Genomic DNA, 25,751 nt, shown 5'->3' on the forward strand with positions numbered 1-25,751 from the left:
GGGCCAAAATTCGACGCCGATCGGCGAAGTACTTGCATTACGGCCCCGGAAACGCAGCACCGCCGCGACCCTCTCTCGCCTTGCCAGCCAACAAGCTCCGTCGCAACCGCCAAGGCAGTAAAGCAAACAATCCTATAAGGGCCCTATTACGCCATCCTGGTACTACAAGATGCTTTCCCCTTTTCAATCCCGCAAGTGAAGCGCTGACCACGTCGCTGGCTGTCGACCACGATTTGGGCGGAGCCACCTTCGTGGGGTCTAAGCCCATCGCCTGCTGGAACTCCGTATGCGTGTAGCCCGGAGAGAGGGTCTGCATCGTCACCTTCGAGCCAGCGGCGTGTAAGTCGATACACACCCCGTCGCCAAACGCCTTCATCCATGCCTTCGTGGCCCCATAGCTGACGTTTCCAAACCAAACAAATCCAGCGACAGAACTCACATTGATCACACCACCAGAATTCTTCGCAACGAGGTTTTTCAATGCCGCGTGGCTCAACTTGACCGTTGCCATTACGTGCAGGAGGTGCATTCTCTCTTGCTCAGCGAGCCCGGCCTTCCAAAAATATCCTTCCAGCCCAAACCCGGCGCAATTTACGAGAAGAGCGAGGTTTTTCTCGTTGGCGATCCGCTCAGCGACCATGGACAGTTCCGCCTCGCTGGTCAGGTCCGCCGGCAATATCTGCACCTGGGTACCGAACCTTTTTTCGAGTTCGGAGGCCGCAGCCTCAAGCAAGTCTTTACGCCGGGCCACAAGGATCAGATCGTGCTCCGACGCTAACTGCCGGGCAAATTCCAGACCTATCCCGCTTGATGCTCCTGTAATCAGGGCGACCGGCCTTCCGGTGCCCTGCGACTGCTTCATAGCCATAGGAAACTCTGGTGAGGACACCTAATCTCTCCTGTTACGCGGCCGGCATTAACTGGTTTTCGAACCGCATCCATTTCTCCCGAACACAAAGTGCATCGAAGACTGGCAGCGTTCGTCTCGTCACAGACATCGGCGCCCAAAAGCCCCACTCGTTGTGGGTCCAAGCGCCAACACATCACGTTGATTCCGGATCCGCTGCTCGGGACCTCAGCTTCGATCAACAAAACGCTCGCCTTCGGATTCTTGGCTGGCCGTCGCGGCACGGCCACCCCAGAAGAACCAGATCCGCCCACAGTAAATCTGAGAGCATCGTGGGAGACGGCGAAGCGTCCGCTGTCGATGTTGGTACCTTGAGGCTGGCGACTTCCGAGGCGCGCCAATCGACATGATACGGCAGGCCGACCGGTCTGACGCGCGACCGTTTCAAGTTACATTTGATGTCGGGTCTTTAGCATCTCTGCTCCACGCTCGCCGATCACGACACAGGGCGCCATGGTATTGCCCGTGGTTACGCGCGGCATGATGGATCCGTCGGCAATGCGAAGATTTTCTATCCCGTAAACCCTGAGCTGGTTGTCTACCACAGACATGGAATCCCGGCCCATCTTGGCGGTACAGCTCTGGTGCCAGTAAGTTAGTATAGAATTCCGAACTAGATTTTCGAGATCGGGGCCCTTTAAGTTACCGGGAATCACTTCACGCTTCACGAAAGAGTGCAGTGCAGAGGAATGGGCTATTTCACGACAAAGCTCGATGCTCTTCAGGAAGGCCTTCAGATCGTCGGGATCTCCAAGGAAGTTGGCGTCAATCTCCATCGTGTCGAGCGGATTTGGTCCTGTGAGATGGAGCTGCCCTCGGCTCTTGGGCCGTATGACACCCGGAACGAACGTCCAAGCGTTCTTTGGAGGATTGAACTTTGCTGTTTCAGGGCTGGTATAGGCACCTTCAAGGTGAACACATTGCATGTCCGGGGTGTCGAGGGTGGGGTCGCTCTTCCATAAAAGACATGAATTTCCCCCCGGAGGGGCCTCGCCAGGTTCATGCTCCCACACACAGCCGAAGAGCAGAACATGATCCTGAAAATTCTTCCCGACTCCGGGAAGGTGCTGCACTACAGGAATTCCAAGGCGCCGCAATTCATCCTCGTGTCCGATGCCGGACTGCATCAAAACCTTCGGCGTGTTGATTGCGCCCAACGACAGGACAACCTCAAGCCCGGCAAATATACGATGGACTTTACCATCGTGAGCGACATCGACACCGGTCACCCGTTTTCCCGCAAACACCAAACGCGTAACCATGGCCTGTGTGAGGACTGTCAGATTGGTCCGGTCCATGTGAGGGAACGTGTACGACCGGAATATGGAAAGCCTGCGTCCATCGCGCTGCCGCAACTCAACTTGCGACCATCCGCCATCGTCCTCCATCATTCGGCCGTTGAGGTTTTCGAATGCCGGAATACCGACCGAGCGCGCAGCCTCGGACACCGCAAGAGAAAGCGGGGTTGAGCGGGTGGGCTCGACATATACAGGTCCTCCGGTTCCTCGATATTTCGGATCCGGCGTGCCCTGCCAGTCTTCTATGCGGCGATAGATTTCCAGGACCGATTTGTAGTTCCATGCTTCGTCGCCGGCCTCGGCTGCAAAAAAATCCCAATCATTTTTATGTCCGCGCACCCAGTACATTACATTGATGCTAGATCCGCCGCCCAGTACCTTACCCATTGCCATTGGAAGACTGCGATTGTTCAAGTGGGGATTGGGCCGCGCTCGAAAACCCCAATCGCGTTCGCTCCCAAGATTCGACGCCCATTGGCCCGCTTCCATGACGCCAGGCACGTCGTCGGAACCTCCAGCCTCGATCAACAAAACGCTGACCTTCGGATTCTCGGCCAGCCGTCGCGCCACGACCGACCCCGAAGAACCAGATCCGCAAACGATGAAATCGTATCGGTTTTTCAGGTTGTCGGTGAGGTTCTGCTGATTGATACGTACCCGCCGAATAAATTCGGATGTTTCGGAATTTTGCGTTGAGAAGGTCATATAGTATCCGTGGTTCGGGTTGCTGCTCCACGCAGCGTATCCGTAACGCTTCATGGCCTCCGATGAGTCCATTTTTGCCGCCGATGGCTTGGCTCAGGCCGAATGGCGTGGTGATTCTAATCAGACGGTGACCCACGCTCCTATCTGACGAGAAGAGGACACCTGGGCACAACAAGTTCTTGACTCTTCCCGCAGCCGGTCCAGGAGCGTGTCAATGGCAAGTTCCTCCTCGTTGACTCCGAACGATGCCACGAGTTCCGGGATGAGGGTCCTGATCGTCTCCACGAACCAGGGAGTGAGGGTGGACGCTGCGCCGTCTCCCACGATACTCTCAGAAATAATCTTTGGCGTTCCAAGCCCAACTGCTGCAAAGCACGCCACAAAGCGCTTTGCTATATCGCAATGACGTAGTCGTTTCTCGAACGCTTGGACGTAATAGCGGTTGAGTCGGTCCCACAACGGGGAACTCGGCGAAGTCGGGAAGCCATCGGAAAGGACGATTTCGTGGAACGCGAGAGCGCCCCCAGGATGCACAAGGGCTGCGGCCTGGCGTAGCATCTCTGATGGTTCCGGCTGGTGGATTAACACATAGCGGCCGAAAGCCAGATCGAACCGCTCGTTGTCGAGCAGATCGTCTAGCGTGCCTACCGCGAATTGAATGTTTGGATAGGAGCCGAACCGCTGCCGTGCGGTTTTGATCGCGATGTCGCTGCGGTCAATCCCTACAACTTTGCCTTGCTTGCCAACGATGTCGGCAATCATGACGCTCACGTCACCTGTTCCACAGCCGATATCCAGCACACGCATACCACGCTGCAATCCCGCTTCGTGCAAGAGACGGCGCGTGATGGGTGCCAACATCGTGGCTTGGAGTTGCAGTCGGGCTATTTCCCAGCCGGAATGCCCCATGAGGTAATCAGGCGTTTGGGCAGATTCAATGTGTGTCATAAGTCCTCCGATCACGGCGAGGTTTCATAAAGCCCTCATCTCGCTACGATGCGATTGCGCCTATACGTCATTGGTAACAGACGTTACTCGGGACGTTATTGTGCCGTTGGTCTCGTCTTCATTGTAAATGACGGTTGTCAGCACCTATCACTGCGCCGCGCGCTCGCTTAGCCGACCCGCACCAAGGATCCACCGATGGTACCTGCGGGCGACCCGAGTCGGGCCGCCCCCCCCGGTTCAGATACCTTGGCCGCCGGAGACTTCGATGCGCTGAGCGTTGATCCAGCGGTTTTCTTCGGCGAGCAAGCTGGCGATCATCGGCCCGATGTCATCGGGTAGACCGACCCGGCCGAGCACCGTCGCGTCGGCAAGCGATTTGTTGAAGTCTCGCGAGTCACGGACGGCACCGCCAAGAAAATCGGTCTCGATGGCACCCGGTGCGACAGTGTTGACGGCGATACCACGGCTACCAAGTTCCTTGGCCATGTAGACGCTGAGCACCTCGACCGCGCCTTTCGCCGCCGAATAGGCAGCGAAGCCGGGATAGACTATCCGAGTCATACCTGAAGACAAGTTCACGATGCGGCCACCATCTGCGATCAGCGGTAGCAGTTTCTGGGTGAGGAAGAAGACGCCTTTGAAATGGACGTTGATCAGTTTGTCGAACTGCTCCTCGGTCGTCTCCGAAAACGAGGCCATATCTCCATGACCGGCATTGTTGACTAGATAGTCGAAGGCGTCGCGCTGCCAACGATCGCGCAGCGCCACTTTCAAATGCTGCGCAAACGGAGCGAAGGTGGACACGTCGCTGACATCAAGCTGAAAGGCAGCCGCCGCGCGGCCCAGCGCTTTGATTTCGGCGACCACGGCCTGCGCATCCTCCGCATGGCTCTGATACGTGATGATGACGTCGCTTCCCTTGCGGGCAATGTTGAGGGCCGTGTTGCGGCCAAGTCCGCGGCTTCCGCCAGTGACAAGGGCGATTTTGGTCATATGTGACCTCCTTCTTTTTGGATGAAACTCAAACGCACGGCCGCAGGCATGTTTAAGAAGCAATGCCTGATCGTGGATGGAAGCTGCAGGATGACCATTGCAATTGAATTGCATGCAGCATTTGATTGGTTACGGCCGTAACCAATCGACGAGTATGTTGAAAGGATCTTCCCCTGGCTGACAGCTTTGCCGGGTTCCGGATCTCAGACGCTGTCCAGCAGTAGCGGTTGAGCGTCAGCCGGGGATGATGCCGTCAGTCCGCAAGGGCCCATTCCGGCCGGCTCGCACCTCGCGGAACGAGCGGGACGCGGTAGAAGCCTGGGGTACGCGACATGCGCACCTGGTCGGTGACCCCCTGGTAGTCGCCGCAGGCGGTTTCGGCGCGGAAAAGCTCCGGCGCGCGATATTCATGCTCGCCCTGTCTGCCGGCGATCGACGCGGCGTAAGCCTTGTCGAAGACGCCCATATGCAAGAGCCACATCGACAGCCGGGCGAGACTGATGCGGACGCGATAGCTGCCGCCCTCGACGGCGCGCCGCTTCAACGCCGCGGCAACCGCGACGTTGGAGATCCAGGACATGACGTAGTCATTGACGACGAAAATCTCCGTCAACTTCGGCTGCTGCGGCGTCCCCTCCCGGGCGAACACACCGGACACGCCCCCGGCATTCTGGTCGAAACCGAACCGTTTGGCCCACGGCCCGGACCAGCCATAGAGCGACATGTCCACATGGATCAGCCCCGGCCGAATCTCGGCGAGCGCCTCCGCGGTCAGTTCGTACCTTTCCAGGTAGCCGGCCCGCCGGTTGGAAAAGAACACGTCGGCACCGGAGACGAGCGCCTTGAAACGGGCCATGGCGTCGGGCTCGGCGATATCGAGGATCGATGAGCGCATGCCGACATTGGCCGTGTAATAGACCAGATCGATCTCGAAGTCGGTCGGCCGCCAGATGTTGAGCACGTCGGCACCGTGATAAGCGAGCGCCCGGCCAAGACCGGAACCTGCAATCACGTGCCCGAGGCCGAGCGCGCGAATCCCATCTAAGGGCGCCTTCGGGTTCGGCGTGAAGGGCACCGGGTCACTCTCGCCGATCCTCTCGATCTGAACCAGGTCCAGATCCGCGAGGTGGCGGAACTGCTCCTCGGCCATGAATTCCTCGACCGTGCGCACCATCGTCGCCTGGAGGCCGGCGGCGTTGGCGGCCTCTTCCAGATCCAGGCCGTTCCAGCGGGACACCACCTTGGCGATGGCGTCATGATCATCGTTGGTCTTCAAGAACGCCAGTGCCGCCGTCTTGGCGCGCGGGTAGATGTTGAGCAGCTGAACCCAACGCCCGTCGCGCGCCTGATACATATGGCTCGGCATGAACGGGTTCGTGGGATCAGACGGCGCGCCCGGCGCATAGCCGTTCAGCAATTCCCACTTTCGATCGTAGAACGGGCAGAGCCTGTGCAATACCTGCCGCAAGTCGACCGAAAGGTCCTGCGCCTCACCGGTGCGCAGCCGCCAAATGTCCGCCATGGCAACGGCCTTCGCCATCAGCGCCACGCCCGCCATGGTCGCCAGGGGCCATGGACTGGAGATGATAGGGTCGCGCCCTTCGAAGCGGACCGAGCCGCCCGCATCGGTGGGGGCATGTCCGGTCGCGGCGAGCACCTCGCGCAGTTCGCGCATCGGGTCGATGGTGCGGTCATCGGCGATGGGATTGGCCATCGCCTTGGTGATACGGGTTTGGATGGGGAGCATGGTGCGTCCTTGTTGCTGGGACCCGCGCGCTCAGGGGAGCGTCGGTGTGGCAGATTTCAGGGAGAGGAGCTGAATGAGGACGTCGTCCCGAGCCCGAGTCATCGCATCCAGCGACCGCGCCTTCAGTTCTTCCTCGATGCCGCTGACGGCTTCGGCACGAACGGCCGGGGTGAACGACAGGTCGCCCAGGTCGCGCCACCAGCTCTCGATCGGCGGTCCCAAGTGATCGATCACATGGCCGATGCCACCAGCGCCGCCCGACAGGTGCAGGTTCATGAACGGACCCAGCAGCGCCCAGCGCAAGCCAGGCCCATGGGCGATGGCCGTGTCGATGTCGGACACGCTTGCGACCCCTTGGTCGACCAGGTAGAACGCTTCGCGCCACAGAGCGGCCTGGAGGCGGTTGGCGATATGGCCCTTGATCTCCCGCTTGATATGGATCGGCTTCTTACCGATGGCGGTGTAGAAGGCGAGCGTCTGTTCGATTGTCTCCGCCGTGGTCAGTTTTCCGCCCACCACTTCGACCAATGGAATGAGGTGCGGTGGGTTGAAGGGATGGCCTAAGACGACGCGGCCGGGATTCTTGGCGGCGTCCTGGATATCCGAAATGAGAATGCCGGACGAGGACGTCGCGATAATCGCGTCGTCTCCAATGGCAGCCGAGACGTCGGCAAGGAGCTGGCGCTTGATGTCGAGCCGTTCGGGCCCGTTCTCCTGTACGAACTCCACGCCTGCGAGCGCCTTGCCGAGGTCGGCATCGAAGGTCAGCCGGTCGAGAGAGGCGCCCTTGGCAAGACCGAAGCGGCCGAGCGGCTCCCAAAAGCTCCGGGTCAGATTGCGGAGGTTTTCCTCGGCGCCGGGCGCCGGGTCGGTCGCCGAAACGTCGAAACCGCGGGACAGGTAGTAGGCCGCCCAGCTCGCCCCGATAACGCCGGTGCCGACGATACCGATCTTGGAGAATTTATTCTGAGACATGGCTGATCTTCGCCTTTTCGGTCAGAGATTGGGGGCTGCGCGTTTCCAGATCAGGCTCGCGGTCTTGAGCCGGCCGTTAAACGGCATGGGGTGCTCCGGGCCGAGATGAAGCCTGCCGCCGTCAATCGCGACGACACGCACCTGCCGTTGCCCCCGCCAGTTCGGGAAAAAGCTCACGAACATTTCGTGCTCTAGCCGGCCCCGTCCTTCGTCGAAGTAGAAAGGGCCGCTGTAGGCGATGTAACTGCGGCCGGCGGCCGTATATTCCTCGCCCGATCCGCCGTAGAGGTCGTCGCTCTTGAAGCGATCGCGTCCGCCCGAACTCAGTTGAGCCGACATATATCCGTCGGACGTATAGAGAATCAGTCCCGCGGGATTCGTCCCCATCGGGTAGCTGACTTCGCCGGATTGAACGTCGGTTTCCGTGTAGCTCTCCAGAAACCAAGCGCCAATCAGTTGTTCCCGTGTGATCATCGTGCACTCCTTGAATGCTCATGATGGATCGTGATTGGCACTCTCACAAAGACATGGTAGCTCTATGCGCTATGCCTGATAGGTATGGGAAATTGGAGCTTCGGCATCTGCGCTATTTCGTGGCCGTCGCCGAGGAAGGGAGTCTCAGCGAAGCGGCTCGGGTACGACTGCACACGGCCCAGCCTTCGCTCAGCCGCCAACTTCGTGAACTGGAGAATGAGCTCGGTGTCCAGCTCTTCGAGAGACGCCCACGAGGCATCACCCTCACGCCGTCCGGTCAGCGTTTCCTTGAGCACTGCCGCGACATCCTGTCTCGTCTCGACGTAGCGGTGAATGACACGCGCGGAACGAGGACGATCCTGCGACTTGGCTGCCTCACGGGCCTTGAGCCCGACGTCCTGCCACGAGTGATACAGCTCGCGAAGCCGCACGCATCGGACGTAGATGTCCAGGTAGTCAGTGCACCTTCACCCCGTCTTGTCGAGCTCCTGCGAGCCAGGGAACTCAACTTCGCGCTCATGCGGCAGGAAGAGGGCGCCGTCGACCTCGATTTTAAGACGGTGGCCCTGCAACCCTTCGTGGTCTTGCTCCCCGCCGATCACCGGTTGGCGAAACAAAAGAGCGTCGCCTTCCGGGATCTGCAGACCCAACCTTACATCGCGGTCAGTCAGCAATCCGCTCCCGCTCTGCGCGATGCGGTTGACAACTGGTGCCAGCAGCAATCATTGACCCTAACGCCGAGCCACACGGTGAACGATTTAGGCGCCAGCTTATCGCTCATTCTCACGGCCCATGGCTTTGGTCTTATGCCGGATTATGGCCGGCATCTCGTCCCGCCCGCCATCGCCGTTCGCCCCTTGGTGGGCGGCCCGCCTCCGCTCCCGCTCGTCATCGCATGGCGTCCAAAGAGCGCGACACCGGCGCGCTTGCTCGTCAAGGCCATAACAGCACATTGGAACCCGGACTGACCCGATCAGAGCCGGTGGCCTTCTAACAGGCGTGCCGGTTTCAGCGCACAATCGAATTACGGAATTATAGTGCATCCTTTTCGACGCTCGCCTCTCAAGGCGTGCGCGCCTCATCCTTCGGCTTTCGCCCACGCTTTGCCGCCGCCAGCGTGCGGCCCGTCGCCGCTTCGATCTGCGCCAGGAAGCCGGGATCGCCGAGCGGGCGCCCCACGGTTTCGGCGCGGCGCAGGCGGGCGAAGCCGTCCTCATGCGGACCAAGAGCGAGGAGGTCGGCGAAGCGCGGCACGCGCTGCACGACCGAAGCGATGTCGGTGATCCCATCGTCGGCGCCGTCGATGAGCGCGCGCGTGCTGGCCCAGCGCCAGCCAACGGCCTCCGGCACCAAGGCCGGCCCGCACCGGTTTGGGCGCGATCGTGCGCAGGGCCGCGAGCCCGTGCGGCTCGTCGAGGGCGACGGAACCGTAGCGCCCCTGCCGGAAATGCCCCGGGCGGTTCAGCCGGGCATGAACGCGGCCGGCATGGCGGCGACGGGGGCGGTGAGCGCGGGGCGCATGCCGTCCTCGTCCCGCGGCATCAGCCGCAGGTGCACGGGGGCGGGCATCAGGCATCAGGACCAGATGGCGCCCTTCCCCTGGAGAGAAATCTTCGGGACACTCGGGGTCAAGCAACTCACCACGACGCCGAAGGCAACCGCCGTGAGCCTGCAATGAAGTCTGCCGGAAAGCCGGATGCGGGAAATCCGCACGCCCGGTTTGATGAGCGGGGAAGGGAAACGGGCGTCGCCGAACGGCCCAAGCTACCGCGCCCTTCCTCGACTCTACAATTAGAACAGCGTCATACTCCGGGCGCTGCTGACCGGCCGCCCGGCGACCGCGCAGGAATTGAAGAAGGCCCTCCGCGCCGCTGGCCATGAGGTCAACGACATCGGCCACCGCATCAGCGATGTACGGAAGGCCCTGGCCCGGTCAGGGGAGACGCTCCACAGCACCTGGATAACGGTGAAGTCCGGCAAGCGGGCGAAGCAGTACCATGTGACGGCGGATGCGGCGGAACGCGTGGCGCGGCTACGTTAAGGACTTAGCTAAATCGCTGGATCAGTAAAGACAATCCTTGCCCTAGCTCCATCGAATTCGAATTTTCCGAATCGTTTGGCCGAAAACCCTGGTGCGTTGACCATATATCCTAATAAAAAGGAATGTCTGTTGCCCAGATGCTCGCGAGAGATCCGAACATCGAATATCCCAAACGTAAATCGCACCCCTTTAAAGAGAGGCAAAAAGGCGGGAACATTGAAGTTCTTCGTGTAGACGTAGGCGGGCGTATTATTTGCGGTGGTATGTCCCTCCTCGAACGTGACGGCGGCGGTTGTTTTTGACACATTAAGTGCGTGGTCGAAGAAAACACGTTCAACCGAGTAGAGACACGGCTCCTCCGCGATATTTTCACGCGTAACCGAAATAATGAGCGGGTTGGACCAAGAGCTATCTCCCTCAAACTCAACAGGACACCAGTTCGGATGGAACCGCATATCAAAGACTAGTCGAATGTCCGGGGCGTGGGCCCGATTCATGACATCACGAATTTCGTAGTCATGCATCGGGATCGATTCAAAGTTATAACGGCGGAAGTATTTTTTATCCGGCGCTTGATGAGGCGCTAATGAAGTTGCAGCTGGTATCGTAAGAACATATGCGACCCTTTTGCCATCATCCGAAATGGGTATCTGCTTAATCACTATTCCCGCTATTCTCGGCATGACCGTGCTGCTGAGAACCTGCTCGATCCACTCCGGGGTAATATCATCTCGGTCTGAACCCTCATCGACACGGAGCGGAATCTGCTTCTTTTCGACTATCCCGTAGATGATCTGGCCCCCCGCCGAGTTGGCGAAAGCCGACACGTCCTTAGCAAGCTCATCCCGGCTTTTGCTGTCCTTGGCGAGAGAGGGAGATGCCTTGTAGTCAAGGGTTAGGCTTTCTGACAGCTTTTCATCAACGAGGCGTTGAAGGTCAGTTATGGATTCCAATTTCAGCACCGTACCATCCTAACTCGGCTAGAGAGGCCCCCAGCTTTGACACCGGCACGCACGCGGGGATGTACACAGTGCGTGACTCGCTCGCATCAAGACGTCAGCCCAAATGCAGAAAATTAGAGCTACCCAAAGCTTTTAAAAGCTTTGACGGCGTCTGCTATATTGGCTTTTATCTCGACTTTAAACCGAGAGACTATCTTTGAAACCAAGCTTTCTCTTGGCTGAATATCGACCGTATGGCGCACGGCCTTTCCGGCGGGCGTAATTTCGAGAGTGCTATTTATGTTGGTGATGTAGCCACGCTCTCTTAGTCCATCTATCGCATCAAAAAAATTAGGCAGACCCGGCACTAGCTCTCCCTCTCCCTGGATGTGACCAAGCTTCTTCGAGAGGGCAACGCCCTGGGAAACGAGATCGAGTGACGTATTGCCCTTATCGACAATACCGAGAACGAGTTGCTCATTCGGAGGAAAGAAATATTGGTAAATCCCAAGTTCCTTTAGACGAGCCTGGGCGTCTCCGCGATTGCCTTTAGACTTGAATAGCAGCCAATCGTCGTCTGTAAATTGATACAAGGGAAGTGGGCAGACGCCGCAGGCTCGGTCGAGAGCCAAGTTGTCGATCTTAACGATATCGAAGATCGCATTCAAAAGATTCATCGGATTTTGCTGTGCAGACTGAAATATGTGCATCCAATTGATCGCAGTTAGTTGCTCCACAACACCAACGATCTGGCTGGCGGGACGCATCTCCAAGTTATCGAAGATACGCATGATTGGCTTCATCACGGGATCAAAATGGCGGGAGATCTCTTCCTTATGACCCGGTTCTTCGGATGTCGCCAACAGCTTTCCAACATCAAAGACCTTGCTCACATCGACCTGGCCGTCGGCCGTAACAAAAAGCCTGCGGGTGAAATCCGAAATATCGACAGAGATTGGGCGCGCAACTAAAACCTTGGTGTCGGCGGGCATCGTCGCTTGAACATCGACTTGCATAAGCGCGGCTATGCGAGGATTGCTTTCAGCAGAGATAATAATAACCCGCTTAGTTCTATCATCTACGGAAATGGATTGAACGGGGTGTTCTAAACCACTTATGCCGGTAATGGTGGTATTCTCCCGCGGATCAGCTCCAAGCGCGATGCCCAGTGCCTGCCACACCTCATCGCCACCTTCCTCAGCCATGACGCCTCCCGTGCTAGAAGATTTTCGTGAAAGATCCGATATAAAAGCCCAAAATCAACTTTATCGCGTCGGCAGCAAACTTTCGAGCGTCTGTTTTACAGGGCAATCGGGTGAAGAAGTAGGTGACAAAGCGTTGATGTCAGGGTCATCGCATTTGGCCGATGATGGATCTTGCGAAGTCGTTGGACCATCCTGATCGTTTTCGTTTGCGGCGGACGGAGATGCCCGGGCGCGCTTGGTTCAGGATGTTCAGGGCGAGCTTGCGCAAGGTTGTCAGAATTACGGTGACAGTGCATTTGATTTGTCGCCACCCCCGAGTGTACTGTTCCTGCCGATATGATCTCGCTGCCGTTGAGCCAGCATTCACGGCCCCGATTCGCCATTGCCCTAAGCCGCTGTCCTGGCCGGGTGGGTCGCATCGCCTCGGCCCGCGAGGAGGCCGCTGATCGAGACATCTTCGTCCAGGGCGTCCCAATGGATGCCCCGCCGGCTCAACTCGTAATTCTCGCGTTCCTGCGGGGTGGCGTGAAGCAAGCGGGGGAACCAAGCGAGCGGCACGCCGATCGTCCGGCCGTCTTCCAGTTCAACCCATAGGCAATCGTCGTCGAAGCGCAGGGCTCTAGGCGAAATACTCATTCCACGCCCTTTCCAATTGAACGCGATGGTCTTCAACCATGCGTTGGACGCGATTCAGCGACCTAGCGTCAAGGCCATCATTATACGACAGGGACACGGCCGGCGTCAGCCAGAACTTGGCTTCGTCTCTGCCCCGCCGGACGTGGATATGCGCGGGCTCGCGCGGGTTTCCTTCGTTCGAATAGAAAAAGAAGGTGAAACCATCGAGCCGCAGGACGACAGGCATCCCTATCAGCTCCATCTATGGGAGAACTGAGGTGCATTGGCGTTTCGCTGCGTCCCGCTGCCTCACCGCTTCCACCCCCGTCCGGCCTTGCCGCCGCCCTTCTTCCGCACTTCCGCGCCCAGCGGCACCTCGCGGTCGGTGCCGGGGCCCATGCTGTCCAGCCCGGGCTTGGCCGCGCGGGTCTTCGGCAGGTTGGCGGCGTCGCCATAGGCTTTCGGCCCCTTATACGCGCCGGCCTTCTGCTTGACGCTGACCTGCCGCGCCGCGCCGTCGTCGGCCACCGCCATTTCGGTCTCGCGCAGGCGCTTGAGCTCGTCGCGCAGGCGGGCGGCTTCCTCGAAGCGGAGGTCGGCGGCGGCGTCGCGCATGCGCTTTTCGAGGTCGGCGGTGACCGCCTCGAAATTATGGCCGATGGTGGAGACGCTGTCGGCCATGCCCTTGTCGACGGTGACGCGGTCGCGCTCATAGACCGAATTGGTGATGTCGGCGATCGAGCGCTTGACGCTTTCCGGCGTGATGCCGTGGGCGGTGTTCCAGGCCACCTGCTTCTCGCGGCGGCGGTCGGTTTCGGCGATGGCGCGTTCGAGCGAGCCGGTCATGTGGTCGGCATAGAGCAGCACGCGGCCGTCGACATTGCGGGCGGCGCGGCCGATGGTCTGCACCAGCGAGGTCTCCGAGCGCAGGAAGCCTTCCTTGTCGGCGTCGAGGATGGCGACGAGGGCGCATTCGGGGATGTCTAGGCCCTCGCGCAGCAAATTGATGCCGATCAGCACGTCGAAGGCGCCGAGGCGCAGATCGCGGATGATCTCGATGCGCTCGATGGTGTCGATGTCCGAATGCATGTAGCGCACGCGCACGCCGTGGTCGTGCATATATTCGGTGAGGTCCTCGGCCATGCGCTTGGTCAGCACGGTGACGAGGCTGCGATAGCCCTGCTTCGCCACCTGCTGCACCTCGCCGAGCAGGTCGTCGACCTGGGTGCGCGCCGGGCGGATCTCGCATTGCGGGTCGATCAGGCCGGTGGGGCGGATGACCTGCTCGGCGAAGACGCCGCCGGTGTGCTCCAGCTCCCATTTGCCGGGGGTGGCCGAGACATGCACGGTCTGCGGGCGCATCGCGTCCCACTCCTCGAAGCGGAGCGGCCGGTTGTCGAGGCAGGAGGGCAGGCGGAAGCCATATTCGGCCAAAGTCGCCTTGCGCCGGAAGTCACCCTTGTACATGGCGCCGATCTGCGGGACGGTGACGTGGCTCTCGTCGGTGAAGACGATGGCGTTGTCGGGCAGGTATTCGAACAGGGTCGGCGGCGGCTCGCCCGGCTGGCGGCCGGTGAGCCAGCGCGAATAATTCTCGATGCCGGCGCAGGAGCCGGTCGCCTCCATCATTTCGAGGTCGAACACCGTGCGCTGCTCCAGCCGCTGCGCCTCGAGCAGGCGGCCGCCGGCATAGAGCTGCTGCAGGCGCACCTTCAGCTCCTCCTTGATGCCCTTGATCGCCTGGTTGAGGGTGGGGCGCGGCGTGACATAATGCGAATTGGCGTAGACCTTGACGAATTGCAGGTCCTGGATCTTCTGGCCGGTGAGCGGATCGAACTCGGCGATGCTCTCGATCTCGTCGCCGAACAGGTTGATGCGCCAGGCGCGGTCCTCGTAATGGGCCGGGAACAGCTCGATGGTGTCGCCGCGCACGCGGAAGGTGCCGCGGGCGAAATCGGCGCTGATGCGCTTGTATTGCAAAGCGACGAGGTCGGCGATCAGCTGCTTCTGCTCGACGCGCTCGCCCACCGTCATGCCGAAGGTCATGGCGGTGTAGGTCTCGACCGAGCCGATGCCGTAGATGCAGGACACCGAGGCGACGATGATGACGTCGTCGCGTTCCAGCAGCGAGCGCGTCGCCGAATGGCGCATGCGGTCGATCTGCTCGTTGATCGAGGATTCCTTCTCGATATAGGTGTCGGTGCGCGGCACATAGGCCTCGGGCTGGTAATAGTCGTAATAGGAGACGAAGTATTCCACCGCATTGTTGGGGAAGAAGCTCTTGAACTCGCCATAGAGCTGGGCCGCCAGCGTCTTGTTGGGGGCGAGGACCAGGGCCGGGCGCTGGGTGCGGGCGATCACCTGCGCCATGGTGAAGGTCTTGCCCGAGCCGGTGACGCCGAGCAGCACCTGGTCGCGCTCATGCAGGGAGAGGCCGTCGACGAGCTCGGCGATGGCCGTCGGCTGGTCGCCGGCGGGCTGGTATTCGGAGACGAGCGCGAGCGGGATGCCGCCCTCGCTCTTGTCGGGGCGCGAGGGGCGGTGCGGCGTCCATACCGGCTTGCCGGCGAGGCGCGGATCGCCGCTCTCCAGCAGCGCCGTCAGCGCCTTGATGGTGCCGGCCGAGCCGCCGAGCCTGTCGAGCCCGTCCGGATCGAGCTCGGGCTCGTCCTTGCCCTTCCCCGTGCCCTTGGCCTTGCGCTTGACGGCGCGGCCTTCGATCCTGGCGCCGCCGCCGGCGACGGGGATGCCGAGCTTGCCGGCAAGGTCCGGGTCGAGGCCGGTGACGGCGGTGTCGAAGCCGGCCTGCGGCGCCTCGCCGAAGCCCTCGGGCGGGCTGCGCCGGCCCTCCTTGAGCAGGCCCGGATTGAGCAGGGCCTTCAGGTGCTCGTCGAGCGAGGGCAGAGGCGGCCGCGAGGCCTTGGAACGGGGCGTGCGGACCTTGCGGGCGGGAGAATCTTTCGAAGTGTCGGCCATGGCCTGATAATGGGGTGAGTCAGGGCGCGATGAAAGGGCCGGCAGGGGAAACTTGCTGACAGCGTGGTGTCAGCAGGATGGGGCCCGGGATCGCAGGCGTCTCGCCTGCCTCTTCCTGCAGGCGCAACGTTTCCAGGAGCAGGCGAGACGCCTGCGGTCCCAGGGGGGCGCTCCGGTCAGCCCGCCATGAAGCGGCGGTAGCCGGCGGCGCGCAGGTCGCAGGCGGGGCAGGCGCCGCAGCCATAGCCCCAGTCGTGATGGTGGGTGCGGTCGCCATTGTAGCAGGTGTGGGTGTCCTCGCGGATGAGGTCGACCAAAGCGTCGCCGCCGAGTTCGCGGGCCAGCGCCCAGGTCTGCGCCTTGTCGATCCACATCAGCGGCGTCTCGACCACGAAGCGGCTCTCCATGCCGAGATTGAGGGCGAGCTGCATCGCCTTCATGGTGTCGTCGCGGCAGTCAGGATAGCCGGAGAAGTCGGTCTCGCACACGCCGGTGACGAGATGCCTGGCGCCGCGGCGATAGGCGATGGCGGCGGCGAAGGTGAGGAACAGGAGGTTGCGGCCGGGCACGAAGCTGTTGGGCAGGCCGTTCGCCTGCATCGCTATCTCGACGTCGCGGGTCAGCGAGGTGTCGCTGATGCCGCCGAGCACCGAGAGGTCGACCATGTGGTCCTCGCCGAGCCGGGCGGCCCAGTCGGGGAAGGCGCGGCGCAGAGCGTCGAGCACCGCCGGGCGCAGATCGAGCTCGATGCGGTGGCGCTGGCCGTAGTCGAAGCCGACCGTCTCGACATGGTCGAAGCGGTCGAGCGCCCAGGCGAGGCAGGTGGTGGAATCCTGCCCGGCGGAGAAGAGGACGAGGGCTTTTTCGGTCATGGCGGCGTTCCGCTGGAATGAAGAGACAGATCCGAGGGCCCGTCATCCCCGGCGAGGCCGGAGGCCGAGGGAAGGGGAGCCATGGCATGGAGCGGTGTCCCGGCCCATGGAGTCCCTTCCCTCGCCGCTGCGCGGCTCGCCGGGAATGACGGGTGTAAACAGTTTGCCGGATCGATTCACGGTCCCACGCCATCGCATTGGAACGGAGTGGTATTTTCGGTTTCGGCGCGCGGGCCGAGATGGGTGTCGCCGCGCGCGCGGGCCAGAACGACCTGGCGGTGGCGCTCGCGGGCCGAGGCCTTGCGCTCCGGCGTCAGCGCCTGCGCGCACCAGGGGCAGCTGACGCCCTCCTCATAGTCCGGCGACCGGCGGTCGTCGGCGCTCAGCGGCGACAGGCAGCCATGGCAGAGCGCGAAATCCTCCACCGCCAGCCCGTGGCCGACGGCGACGCGCTGGTCGAAGACGAAGCAGGCGCCCTGCCACAGGCTCTCGGTGGGCGGGATCTCCTCGAGATAGCGCAGCACGCCGCCCTTGAGATGGTAGACCTCCTCGAAGCCCTCGCGCAGCATCAGGCTGGTGGCCTTCTCGCAGCGTATGCCGCCGGTGCAGAACATCGCCACCTTGCGGTGGCGGGCCGGATCGAGATGGTCCCTGACATAGGCCGGAAATTCGCCGAAGCTGCGGGTCTTGGGGTCGACGGCGCCCTGGAAGCTGCCGATGCGCACCTCGAAATCGTTGCGGGTGTCGATGACCAGCACGTCCGGATCCGAGATCAGCGCGTTCCAGTCGCGCGGCTCGACATAGGTGCCGACGCGCTCGATCGGATCGACGCTGGGGTCGCCGAGGGTGACGATCTCCTCCTTGAGCCGGACCTTCATGCGCAGGAAGGGCATCGCCTCGGCGAAGGAGGTCTTGTGCCCGATGTCCGGCAGGCCGGTGATCGCCCGCAATTTCGGATGGAAGGCCGCCATCGCCGCGGGCGAGCCGGCCACGGTGCCGTTGATGCCCTCGGGCGCGAGCAGGACGATGCCCTTGATGCCGAGCGAGCAGCACAGCTGCGCCAGCGGCTGCCGCAGGGCGGCGAAGTGCGGCAGGCGTGCGAAATGATAGAAGGCGGCGATCTCGACGGTCGGCATCGGCGCTGTGTAGCGCCAAAAAGGACGCGGGGCAATTTCCGGAGACTGCAGGCTTCCGGCCTGCCTCTTCCCGCGGGCTCCGCGTTTCCACGAATGCAGGCGTCGACATAGGCGCGCGATGGAGGGTCGATCACCGATCGACCTGTTCCTTTCCGGCAGGTTCTGCGTTTCCAAGATGGGCGATCGGGTGATCGCCCCTCCATCGTCGCGCCTTTCCTCGCAGAATGAGCGCCCAAGGGCGTCCCGCCTGCTCCTGGAAACGTCGGCGTTTCCGAAGATGCAGGCTGGAAGCCTGCGGTCCCGGGGTTACTGCGCTGCCTGGCGCGAGGCGACGACGGCGTCGGCGTGGCGGCCCGAGATCTCGGCGAGGTGGTCGAAGCGCGCCCGGAAGGTGCCGACGCCGGCGGTGGCCGAGCGCAGCTCGATGATGAGATCGGTGATCTCCGCCTCCGGGATCAGGGCGCGGACGATGTCCCAGCCGTCCCAGCCCGGCCGGGCGTCGAAGCCGAGGATCTGGCCGCGCCGCGAGGAGACGATGGCGTTGGCGCGGGCGGTGGCGTCGGAGGGCACGGTGATCTCGACGCCGAGCACCGGCTCGAGCAGCACCGGGCTGCATTGCGGCATCGCCTCGCCCATGCCAAGGCGGGCCGCCATCTGGAACGCCATGTCGGAGGAATCGACCGTGTGGTAGGAGCCGTCGGTCAGCGCCACGCCGACATCGACGACGGGAAAGCCGAGCGGCCCGCGCCTGAGATAATGCCGCACGCCTTCCTCGACCGAGGGGATGTAGTTGCGCGGCACCACGCCGCCGGTGATGCGGTCGGTGAAGACGAAGCCGGTGCCGCGGGGCAGGGGGCCGACGTCGATGACGACGTCGCCGAACTGGCCGTGGCCGCCCGACTGCTTCTTGTGGCGGCCGCGTATGCCGGTCGCGGATTTGCGGATCGTCTCGCGGTAGCCGATCTGCGGCGGATAGGAATTCACCGCCACGCCGAATTTGGAGGCGAGCTTCTCGACGGCGACGCGCAGATGCATCTCGCCCTGGCCGCGCAGCACGGTGTCGCCGAGCTCGGCATTCTGCTCGACCGAGAGCGAGAGGTCCTCGTCGAGCAGGCGCTGGATCGCCGCCGACAGCTTGACGTCGTCCTTGCGGTCGCGGGCGCGCAGGGCGATCGCCATCACCGGCTCGGCGATCGCGACGGCGGCGAGCCGGCCGACGGCCCCGGCGCCGCTGAGGGCGTCGCCGGTATGGGCCGCATCGACCTTGCCGAGGGCCACGGTGTCGCCGGCCTGGGCCTGCGCGACCTTCTGCGTGGTCTGGCCGAGCAGGCGGGCGCAGCCGGCGACGCGGCTGCTTTCGCCGGAGGAGGCGGTGACGGTCATGCCTTCCTGGAAGGTGCCGCGCAGCACCCGCGTCAGCGACAGCTTGCCGGCATGGGCGGTGTGGAAGGTCTTCATCACATGGCCGAGGGCCGGCGCGCCGGGCTCCGCCGTCAAGCCGAGGCGCGCCACCGTCTCCGTGACGCCCGGCGCCTCGTGGCGTAGCGCCTTCATCAGGCGCAGCATGCCGTTGCCGTTGAGGGCCGAGCCCATCAGCACGGGCACCGCCAGCCCGTCGCGCAATTCATGGGCGAGGTCGTCGAACACGCGGTCGCGCGGCGGCTCGACCTCGTCGAGCAGCTGCTCCATCAGCGCGTCGTCATGGTCGGACAGCCGCTCCAGCATGGAATAGCGGGCTTCCCGGCCGCGCGGCAGCTCGTCCGGCGGGATGTCGACGACCTGCGAGGCGGCGTGCTCCTGGTAGATGAAGGCCCGTTCGAGCGCGAGGTCGATATAGCCGACGGCGACGCCGTTCCGCCAGATCGGGATCTGCCGCAGCAGCAGCGGCAGGCGGGAGGCGGGCTGCAGCAGAGGCAGCGCCTCGCGCACGCTCTGGCTCGAACTGTCGATCTTGTTGAGGAAGAGGAAGCGCGGGATCTTCCGATCCTCCAGCTCGCGCAGGATCAGCTGCAGGGCCGGGATCTTCTTCTCGTCGGCCTCGCACACCACCACCGCCGCGTCGATCGCCGGCAGCACCGGCTGCATCTCGGCGAGGAACTCGATCGAGCCGGGGCAGTCGACGAAGGTATAGGTGTCGCCCATGAAGTCGACGGCGGCGACATTGGCCTCCACGCTCATGGCATGGCTGCGGGCCTCCGCGCTCGCATCGCCGATGGTGGTGCCGGCGGCGACGGTGCCCTGGCGCTGCAGCGCGCCCATGCGGGCGAGGATCGCCTCGAGCAGCGTCGTCTTGCCGCTCTGGAACGGGCCGACGATGGCGATGCAGCGCGGCCCGCCATATCGTCTGCCATTCGCATTGTCCTGGGTCATGGTCGTACCTCCCGCATGAATGGGGCGCCGCTCTTGGAGGCGGTGGGCGGTACGGACTGCCTGACGGACGGGGACTGTTCGTCGGAACAATTCACACCGCGGAAGAGGCGCTCGAATTCGGTTGTGCTGGAAGGGATCCTGCGCCGGCTCGGTCGTCGGCGGATGGTCGCGCCGTTCGGGAGGGCTGGCAAGGAAAAAATGGCGGTTCCGCACCGGGAGAGGCCGGCGCGGCCGCGGGAGGAGCCGCGCCGATGCCGTCAGGCCCTCGGCGGTGGCGGCCCCTCGCCGAGGACGACGACGGCGAGGCCGTCCTCGCTGCGGATCTCGGCCCTCGCGCCGTCGGCGAGCTGCCCGAAATCGGCGGGATCGCAAAGCAGCACCGGGCAGGTCCTGCCATAGAGCCGGCGGGCGACGATGGCGCCGACGGCGATGATCGGATCGGGCATCGCCAGGAGGATCGCCGCCGGGGCGGTGCCGCGGCGGACCGCCTCCGCCAGCACGGAGCTCGCCGAGCTCGAACCGCGCCCGGACGGCATGGCGAGGATGCGGCCGGCGACCGCGGTGCCGAAGGCCGGGTGCGAGCGGTCGATGACGCGGCCGTCGGCGCTGTCGAAGCCGCCCCAGAAGCTGAGAGGCGTCGACCACACGGTGAGCAGGCCCTCGGCCGTGCCCTCCACCAGGAAGCGTGCGGACAGGCGCCTCATAGCCCGCTCCGCACGACGCGGCCCGCGGCCGCCGAGGCGACGCAGTCCTCCAGGGAGCCGAAGGCGACGTCGACGCCGATATTGCCGGGGGCGTAATGGGCCCATTTGCCGGAATTGGTCATCACCACCCCCGAAAGCCCGCGCGTCAGCGCGGTGACATAGGTGCAGGTGTCGGTGAGCACGGTGACGCCGGCAGCCTCGATCGCCGGCAGCAGGCCGCCCGCCGCCAGCGCCGCATAGGTCTCCCGGCCGGTGTTGACGTAGATGTCGACGCCGGGCGCGGCGCGGAAGCCGTCCAGCAGCGGCGCCAGCGCCCGGAACTCGCCGAGCGAGAAATGCGGCGTGCCGAGGCTGACGGCGGCGAGTGGGGCGCCTTCGGCGGCCGTCGACAGGCGGGCGAGGGCGCCGCGCAGCGCCGCCGCGTCGAGCTCGACGATCTCGGCGGGGGCGCCGCCGCCGAACGCCGCGGCCAGGCTCGGCGCTTCGGGCGTCACGCCGACGACGTGGAACAGCGCCACCGAGCCCGATGAGGCCGCGACGGCGCCGAGCGCCTTGAGCTGGTCCTCCGAGCGGGGCGGCGGCAGGCCTTCGATCACCGGGACGCGGCCGCCCGAGCGCTCGCCCACCAGGGCGCCGACGGCGACATAGAGCGCGTCCGTCGCCTCGGCCGAGACGGGCAGGCCCTTCAGCCGGAAAAGCACCTCGCCCTTGCGGTTCTCGTCGAGATGCAGGCCGAAGGCCGGCGCCCGGCCGGTAACGGCGCAGCACAGGTCGATGAAATCGCCGTAGCGGTTGGTGCGGGCGCCGATCACCGAATTGGCGAAGACGATGGCATTGGACTCGCCCCAGGCGATCTGCTCGCCGAAGCCGGGGCGGAAACGGGTCTGGTAGGGCGCGCAGGTGAAGCTCGGCTCGCAGCCGAGCGCCAGATGCGCCTCCATCAGCCGGCGGCCGGCGGCGCGCCCCGCCTCGGCGCCGCCGATCAGCTCGGGATGGAGCAGGTCCATCGAGCCGACATTGAGCGTCGTCGGCACGCTCACCCGGCCTTCCTCGGCGACGAGCCTCTCGACGAAGTCGAGGCTGACCTCGCCGTGATAGAGGCAGCCATCGATATGGGCCTGTGCGATCTCGATGAGATGCGGCGCTCCCACGGCGGCGGCGAAGCGCAGCAGGATGTCCATGGCGAAGGCGGCGGCCTCGCCCCGGCCGCCCGCCGCCATGTCCTGCTCGAATGCGGTGAGATGCAACGCCATGCCCTCCGGTCGGATCGATCCCGCCTCATAGGACGGCCGGCGCATGCGTGACAATAAAAAGCGCCGGATGGCGGGGGGACCATCCGGCGCGGGAAGCGATCCGCGGCGTTCGCTGGTTGGGGGGGCTTAAGCGAAGAGACCGACGGTCGCTGTTACGAAGGTGGCGGCGACCAGGAAGGCCACCAGCCACAAGGCAAGGGTGAGCTGGCGTTCGGCTTCGGCAGCCGAGACGCGCATGGCACGCGTCGTCGCCCTAGGGAAGTTTCTGATCGTAGGACCGTTGGCCATCGTGATCTCCTTGAACGCGACTGCTCGACAATCGATATGACGAAGGATCTGCTGGTATGACGAAAGATCTGCTTGAAATCCCGCTGTCATACTTTCGGAGCTAAAATGCGTGTCGCATGGGTTTGTTCCGCATTCCCGGAGCCGGTGTCGATTTAATCACTATCGCGGGGGATCGCGGCCGGTCTTTGCGCCTCGTCGGGCGGAGATGGGGAAGTTTCGCGGCAATGTCGTGTCCGGCGGCGCTGCGCCCGGGCGGCGGCGGCCGGCGATCGCACCCTGCGCAGCTTTGCCGATCCGCGCCGGACAGCGCGATCTTTGCGCTTGAACCCCGGTCTGGCCGCGCCTAGGGTCCGCCCGCAAAATCACGGCTACACAGGAGTCTCAGCCATGGCCTTTATCGCCGACGCCCTTTCGCGCATCAAGCCCTCCGCGACCATCGCGGTGAGCCAGAAAGCGCGCGAATTGAAAGCGGCGGGGCGCGATATCATCGGGCTGGGCGCCGGCGAGCCGGACATGGACACGCCGGACAACATCAAGAAGGCCGCCATCGACGCCATCATGCGCGGCGAGACGAAGTACACGCCGATTTCCGGCATCCCGCCGCTGCGCGAGGCCATCGCCGCCAAGTTCAAGCGGGAGAACGGGCTCGACTACAAGCCTTCGCAGACCATCGTCTCGACCGGCGGCAAGCACGTCCTCTTCAACGCGCTGATGGCGACGCTCAATGCCGGCGACGAGGTGGTGATCCCCACGCCCTACTGGGTCTCCTATCCGGAGATGGTGGCGCTGTGCGGCGGCACGCCGGTGTTCGCCGAGACCACCATCGCCACCGGCTTCAAGCTCGATGCGGCGACGCTCGAAAAGGCGATCACGCCGAAGACGAAGTGGCTGATCTTCAATTCGCCGTCCAACCCCTCGGGCGCGGCCTATAGCTATGACGAGCTGAAGGCGCTCACGGACGTGCTGCTGCGCCATCCGCATGTGTGGATGCTGACCGACGACATGTATGAGCATCTCATCTATGGCGACTTCAAATATTACACCGCCGCCCAGGTCGAGCCGCAGCTCTACGACCGTACGCTCACGGTGAACGGCGTGTCGAAGGCCTATGCCATGACCGGCTGGCGCATCGGCTACGCCGCCGGGCCGGAGAAGCTGATCAAGGCGATGGACATGATCCAGGGCCAGCAGACCTCCGGCGCCTGCTCCATCGCGCAATGGGCGTCGGTGGAGGCGCTCAACGGCACGCAGGACTTCCTGCCCGAGCGGCGCAAGATCTTCGAGGGACGCCGGGATCTCATCGTCGGCATGCTCAACCAGGCCAATGGCATCGAATGCCCGACGCCGGAAGGCGCCTTCTACGTCTATCCGTCCTGCGCCGGCACGCTCGGCAAGCGGACGGAGACCGGCAAGACGCTGGAGACCGACGAGGATTTCGTGTCCGAATTGCTGGAGGCCGAGGGCGTGGCGGTGGTGCACGGCTCGGCCTTCGGCCTCGGCCCGAATTTCCGCATCTCCTACGCCACCTCGACCGAGGCCCTCGAGGAGGCCGGGCGGCGCATCCAGCGCTTCTGCAACAGCCTGCGCTGATCGGGGCGCAGCCCGGCGCGGCGCTCGCGCCTGGCGAAAATCAAAATTGGCGACGATCAAAAAGGGGCGGCCCCGGCGGGCCGCCCCTTTTTTCACGAGCCGTTCGGCGGGCGAGCGATCCCTTCGGGACCGCAAGACGCTCGCTCCGCAGGGGACTCTATCGTTCCGCCAGACGCGAGATCTTCACCCGGGCCGTACCGGCATGAAGCATGTCGATGGCGCGGGCCGCGCCATAGGACAGGTCGATCATGCGTCCGCGCGCAAACGGACCGCGGTCCGACACGCGCACAACAACCGTTTTGCCGTTGCGAAGGTTGGTGACCCTGAGCTTCGTCCCGAAGGGAAGGGAGCGATGGGCTGCGGTGAGCCCGCCCGGGTTGAAGCGTTCGCCATCGGCAGTACGGCGCCCGCCCATTTCCTTGCCATAGTAAGAAGCCACGCCGACAGACCCTGCGAGGGCCGGACCTGTCACTGTTAATAGACTTAATGCCAAAGCAAAAAAAGTAGCGTTCGTCGTATAAGACGTCATCCAGTCAAGCTCTCAATTGTTGGGGGATTTGAGGGCTTATACTGGGAAATGTGGTCTGAATATGATCACCGAAAAAGCCCCGAAAATCTCAATGACTTACGGATAGAGGAGTCTTCGATCGGATAAGCTGTGCCGCTCCTCGGGCGGTAAAATGTTATGTTCAAGCCCCGCCATCTTTCGCTCCCCGGCGATCGTGCTAAGACAAGGCGATGGCTGTGATCTGGACCCTGACGGACGGCAAGGCGGGCGATGCGCTGCAGTGCCTCGGCGTGGCCGAAGCGGTGCTCGCCGGGACGGGCGGGCGCATCGTCGAACATCGCGTGCGCCCGCGGCGCCTCTATGCCCTCGCCATGCCGTGGGGGCCTCCCGATCCGGCCGATCTGCAGGCCTTGTCGGAGGATCTGGCGGCGGCGGCGCCGGATATCGCCATCGCCTCGGGACGGCGTGCAGTCACCTATCTGCGCTGGCTGAAGAAGCGCTCGCCGGCGACCTTCACCGTCTTCCTCAAGGACCCGCGCACGGGGACGGGCGCGGCGGATTTCATCTGGGTGCCGCAGCATGACCGCCTGCGCGGCGACAATGTGCTGGCGACCCTGACCTCGCCGCACCGGCAGACGCCCGCCGCGCTGGCGGCGGCCCGCGCCGCGGCGCGCCCGGGCCTGCTCGCGCTGCCGCAGCCGCGGGTGGCGGTGCTGGCGGGCGGTCCGTCCAAGGATGTCGGCTTCGGCGACAGGGACATCGCCCGTTTCGCCCTCGCGCTTCGCATGCTGGCGGATGGCGGCGCCGGGCTGATGGTGACGCCGTCCCGGCGCACGCCCGAGGCGATGACGCAGGCGATGGCGCAGGCGCTGGCCGGCCGCAGCGCCTGGATCTGGGACGGCAAGGCGAGCAATCCCTATGCCGAGATGCTGGGCCTGGCCGACGCCTTCGTGGTGACCGCGGATTCGGCCAACATGCTGAGCGAGGCGGCGAGCACCGGCAAGACCATCCACGTCTTCATGCCCGAGGGGGTGCCGGCCAAGATCCGGCGCTTCGTCGACGGGCTGGCGGCGCACGGCGCTGTGGTGAAGTTCGAGGGACGTCTTGAAATCAGCCCCTATGAGCCCCTAGATTCCACACCCTTGATCGCGCGCGAAATCCTCCACCGCCTTCGCCTGCCCGCCAGACACTGATTGGAACCCGCC

Annotated in this window: 23 protein-coding genes and 1 pseudogene; 3 read left to right on the top strand and 21 right to left on the bottom strand. The window is 63.5% G+C overall.

Going from position 1 to position 25,751, the window contains the following annotated elements:
- Nucleotides 1–37 precede the first annotated feature (37 nt).
- From J3R73_RS07920 to J3R73_RS07950, 7 genes are all read right to left on the bottom strand, one after another.
- A complete protein-coding gene (locus J3R73_RS07920; RefSeq protein ID WP_307424713.1) occupies nucleotides 38–868 on the bottom strand; it encodes an SDR family NAD(P)-dependent oxidoreductase in 831 nt (276 codons plus the stop codon).
- Between the two features lie 428 nt (nucleotides 869–1,296).
- The gene (locus tag J3R73_RS07925; RefSeq protein ID WP_307424716.1) at nucleotides 1,297–2,910 is read right to left on the bottom strand and encodes a GMC family oxidoreductase; all 1,614 of its coding nucleotides are present in this window, start codon (nucleotides 2,908–2,910) and stop codon (nucleotides 1,297–1,299) included.
- A 120-nt stretch (nucleotides 2,911–3,030) separates the two neighbouring features.
- A complete protein-coding gene (locus J3R73_RS07930) occupies nucleotides 3,031–3,858 on the bottom strand; it encodes a class I SAM-dependent methyltransferase (RefSeq protein WP_307424719.1) in 828 nt (275 codons plus the stop codon).
- 237 nt (nucleotides 3,859–4,095) lie between these two features.
- Nucleotides 4,096–4,851 carry an SDR family NAD(P)-dependent oxidoreductase gene (locus J3R73_RS07935; RefSeq protein WP_307424723.1) on the bottom strand — a complete coding sequence of 252 codons (756 nt, stop codon included), beginning with the start codon at nucleotides 4,849–4,851 and terminating at the stop codon, nucleotides 4,096–4,098.
- A 253-nt stretch (nucleotides 4,852–5,104) separates the two neighbouring features.
- Nucleotides 5,105–6,598, bottom strand: coding sequence for a CoA transferase (locus J3R73_RS07940; RefSeq protein WP_307424727.1), 1,494 nt, complete (start codon nucleotides 6,596–6,598; stop codon nucleotides 5,105–5,107).
- Between the two features lie 30 nt (nucleotides 6,599–6,628).
- Nucleotides 6,629–7,573 carry a 3-hydroxyacyl-CoA dehydrogenase NAD-binding domain-containing protein gene (locus J3R73_RS07945; RefSeq protein ID WP_307424730.1) on the bottom strand — a complete coding sequence of 315 codons (945 nt, stop codon included), beginning with the start codon at nucleotides 7,571–7,573 and terminating at the stop codon, nucleotides 6,629–6,631.
- 21 nt (nucleotides 7,574–7,594) lie between these two features.
- Entirely contained in the window at nucleotides 7,595–8,047 is a 453-nt protein-coding gene (locus J3R73_RS07950) for a lipocalin-like domain-containing protein (RefSeq protein WP_307424732.1), read from the bottom strand.
- Nucleotides 8,048–8,067: 20 nt separating this feature from the next.
- Between J3R73_RS07950 and J3R73_RS07955 the strand changes: the two genes are divergently transcribed.
- Nucleotides 8,068–9,015 (top strand): LysR family transcriptional regulator, encoded by a 948-nt coding sequence (locus tag J3R73_RS07955; RefSeq protein ID WP_307424736.1) that lies wholly within the window; start codon nucleotides 8,068–8,070, stop codon nucleotides 9,013–9,015.
- 94 nt (nucleotides 9,016–9,109) lie between these two features.
- On the opposite strand, the gene J3R73_RS07960 is transcribed toward J3R73_RS07955, so the two are convergent.
- The 13 genes and pseudogenes from J3R73_RS07960 to J3R73_RS08020 all read right to left on the bottom strand — a co-directional run bounded on the left by J3R73_RS07960 (nucleotide 9,110) and on the right by J3R73_RS08020 (nucleotide 22,448).
- Complete coding sequence (locus tag J3R73_RS07960) at nucleotides 9,110–9,397, bottom strand: hypothetical protein (protein ID WP_307424738.1); 288 nt, start codon at nucleotides 9,395–9,397, stop codon at nucleotides 9,110–9,112.
- A 699-nt stretch (nucleotides 9,398–10,096) separates the two neighbouring features.
- A complete protein-coding gene (locus J3R73_RS07965) occupies nucleotides 10,097–11,050 on the bottom strand; it encodes an AlbA family DNA-binding domain-containing protein (RefSeq protein ID WP_307424741.1) in 954 nt (317 codons plus the stop codon).
- Between the two features lie 119 nt (nucleotides 11,051–11,169).
- The gene (locus J3R73_RS07970; RefSeq protein WP_307424743.1) at nucleotides 11,170–12,234 is read right to left on the bottom strand and encodes a hypothetical protein; all 1,065 of its coding nucleotides are present in this window, start codon (nucleotides 12,232–12,234) and stop codon (nucleotides 11,170–11,172) included.
- A gap of 145 nt (nucleotides 12,235–12,379) precedes the next feature.
- Nucleotides 12,380–12,511 (bottom strand): annotated as a pseudogene (locus J3R73_RS07975) (ISAs1 family transposase); the annotation flags it as partial.
- Nucleotides 12,512–12,621: 110 nt separating this feature from the next.
- Complete coding sequence (locus tag J3R73_RS07980) at nucleotides 12,622–12,870, bottom strand: DUF2442 domain-containing protein (RefSeq protein WP_307424746.1); 249 nt, start codon at nucleotides 12,868–12,870, stop codon at nucleotides 12,622–12,624.
- Nucleotides 12,854–13,096 carry a DUF4160 domain-containing protein gene (locus J3R73_RS07985; protein WP_307424749.1) on the bottom strand — a complete coding sequence of 81 codons (243 nt, stop codon included), beginning with the start codon at nucleotides 13,094–13,096 and terminating at the stop codon, nucleotides 12,854–12,856. Before J3R73_RS07985 ends, J3R73_RS07980 begins: the two co-directional genes overlap by 17 nt.
- A gap of 62 nt (nucleotides 13,097–13,158) precedes the next feature.
- Nucleotides 13,159–15,825 (bottom strand): excinuclease ABC subunit UvrB, encoded by a 2,667-nt coding sequence (gene uvrB / locus J3R73_RS07990; protein WP_307424751.1) that lies wholly within the window; start codon nucleotides 15,823–15,825, stop codon nucleotides 13,159–13,161.
- 176 nt (nucleotides 15,826–16,001) lie between these two features.
- The gene (queC, locus tag J3R73_RS07995) at nucleotides 16,002–16,697 is read right to left on the bottom strand and encodes a 7-cyano-7-deazaguanine synthase QueC (protein ID WP_307424753.1); all 696 of its coding nucleotides are present in this window, start codon (nucleotides 16,695–16,697) and stop codon (nucleotides 16,002–16,004) included.
- Nucleotides 16,698–16,873: 176 nt separating this feature from the next.
- Nucleotides 16,874–17,833 (bottom strand): oxygen-dependent tRNA uridine(34) hydroxylase TrhO, encoded by a 960-nt coding sequence (trhO, locus tag J3R73_RS08000; RefSeq protein WP_307424756.1) that lies wholly within the window; start codon nucleotides 17,831–17,833, stop codon nucleotides 16,874–16,876.
- 306 nt (nucleotides 17,834–18,139) lie between these two features.
- The gene (locus tag J3R73_RS08005) at nucleotides 18,140–20,203 is read right to left on the bottom strand and encodes an elongation factor G (protein WP_307424758.1); all 2,064 of its coding nucleotides are present in this window, start codon (nucleotides 20,201–20,203) and stop codon (nucleotides 18,140–18,142) included.
- Between the two features lie 257 nt (nucleotides 20,204–20,460).
- On the bottom strand, nucleotides 20,461–20,907 hold the full coding sequence (locus J3R73_RS08010) for an aconitase X swivel domain-containing protein (RefSeq protein ID WP_307424760.1): 447 nt from the start codon (nucleotides 20,905–20,907) through the stop codon (nucleotides 20,461–20,463).
- Nucleotides 20,904–22,160, bottom strand: coding sequence for an aconitase X (locus tag J3R73_RS08015; RefSeq protein WP_307424764.1), 1,257 nt, complete (start codon nucleotides 22,158–22,160; stop codon nucleotides 20,904–20,906). The genes J3R73_RS08010 and J3R73_RS08015 overlap by 4 nt, the downstream gene beginning before the upstream one ends.
- Nucleotides 22,161–22,286: 126 nt before the next feature.
- Nucleotides 22,287–22,448 carry a hypothetical protein gene (locus tag J3R73_RS08020; RefSeq protein ID WP_307424766.1) on the bottom strand — a complete coding sequence of 54 codons (162 nt, stop codon included), beginning with the start codon at nucleotides 22,446–22,448 and terminating at the stop codon, nucleotides 22,287–22,289.
- Nucleotides 22,449–22,835: 387 nt separating this feature from the next.
- Here J3R73_RS08020 and J3R73_RS08025 point away from each other — a divergent pair, with 387 nt between their 5' ends.
- A complete protein-coding gene (locus J3R73_RS08025; protein ID WP_307424769.1) occupies nucleotides 22,836–24,038 on the top strand; it encodes a pyridoxal phosphate-dependent aminotransferase in 1,203 nt (400 codons plus the stop codon).
- Between the two features lie 157 nt (nucleotides 24,039–24,195).
- On the opposite strand, the gene J3R73_RS08030 is transcribed toward J3R73_RS08025, so the two are convergent.
- Nucleotides 24,196–24,567, bottom strand: a complete 372-nt coding sequence (locus J3R73_RS08030; protein WP_307424771.1) for a septal ring lytic transglycosylase RlpA family protein — start codon at nucleotides 24,565–24,567, stop codon at nucleotides 24,196–24,198.
- A 209-nt stretch (nucleotides 24,568–24,776) separates the two neighbouring features.
- On the opposite strand from J3R73_RS08030, the gene J3R73_RS08035 reads away from it, so the two are divergent.
- Nucleotides 24,777–25,739: a mitochondrial fission ELM1 family protein gene (locus tag J3R73_RS08035; RefSeq protein ID WP_307424774.1), complete on the top strand. Its 963-nt coding sequence runs from the start codon at nucleotides 24,777–24,779 to the stop codon at nucleotides 25,737–25,739.
- Nucleotides 25,740–25,751: the final 12 nt, after the last annotated feature.

The organism is Labrys monachus, assembly GCF_030814655.1.
Taxonomy (GTDB): domain Bacteria; phylum Pseudomonadota; class Alphaproteobacteria; order Rhizobiales; family Labraceae; genus Labrys; species Labrys monacha.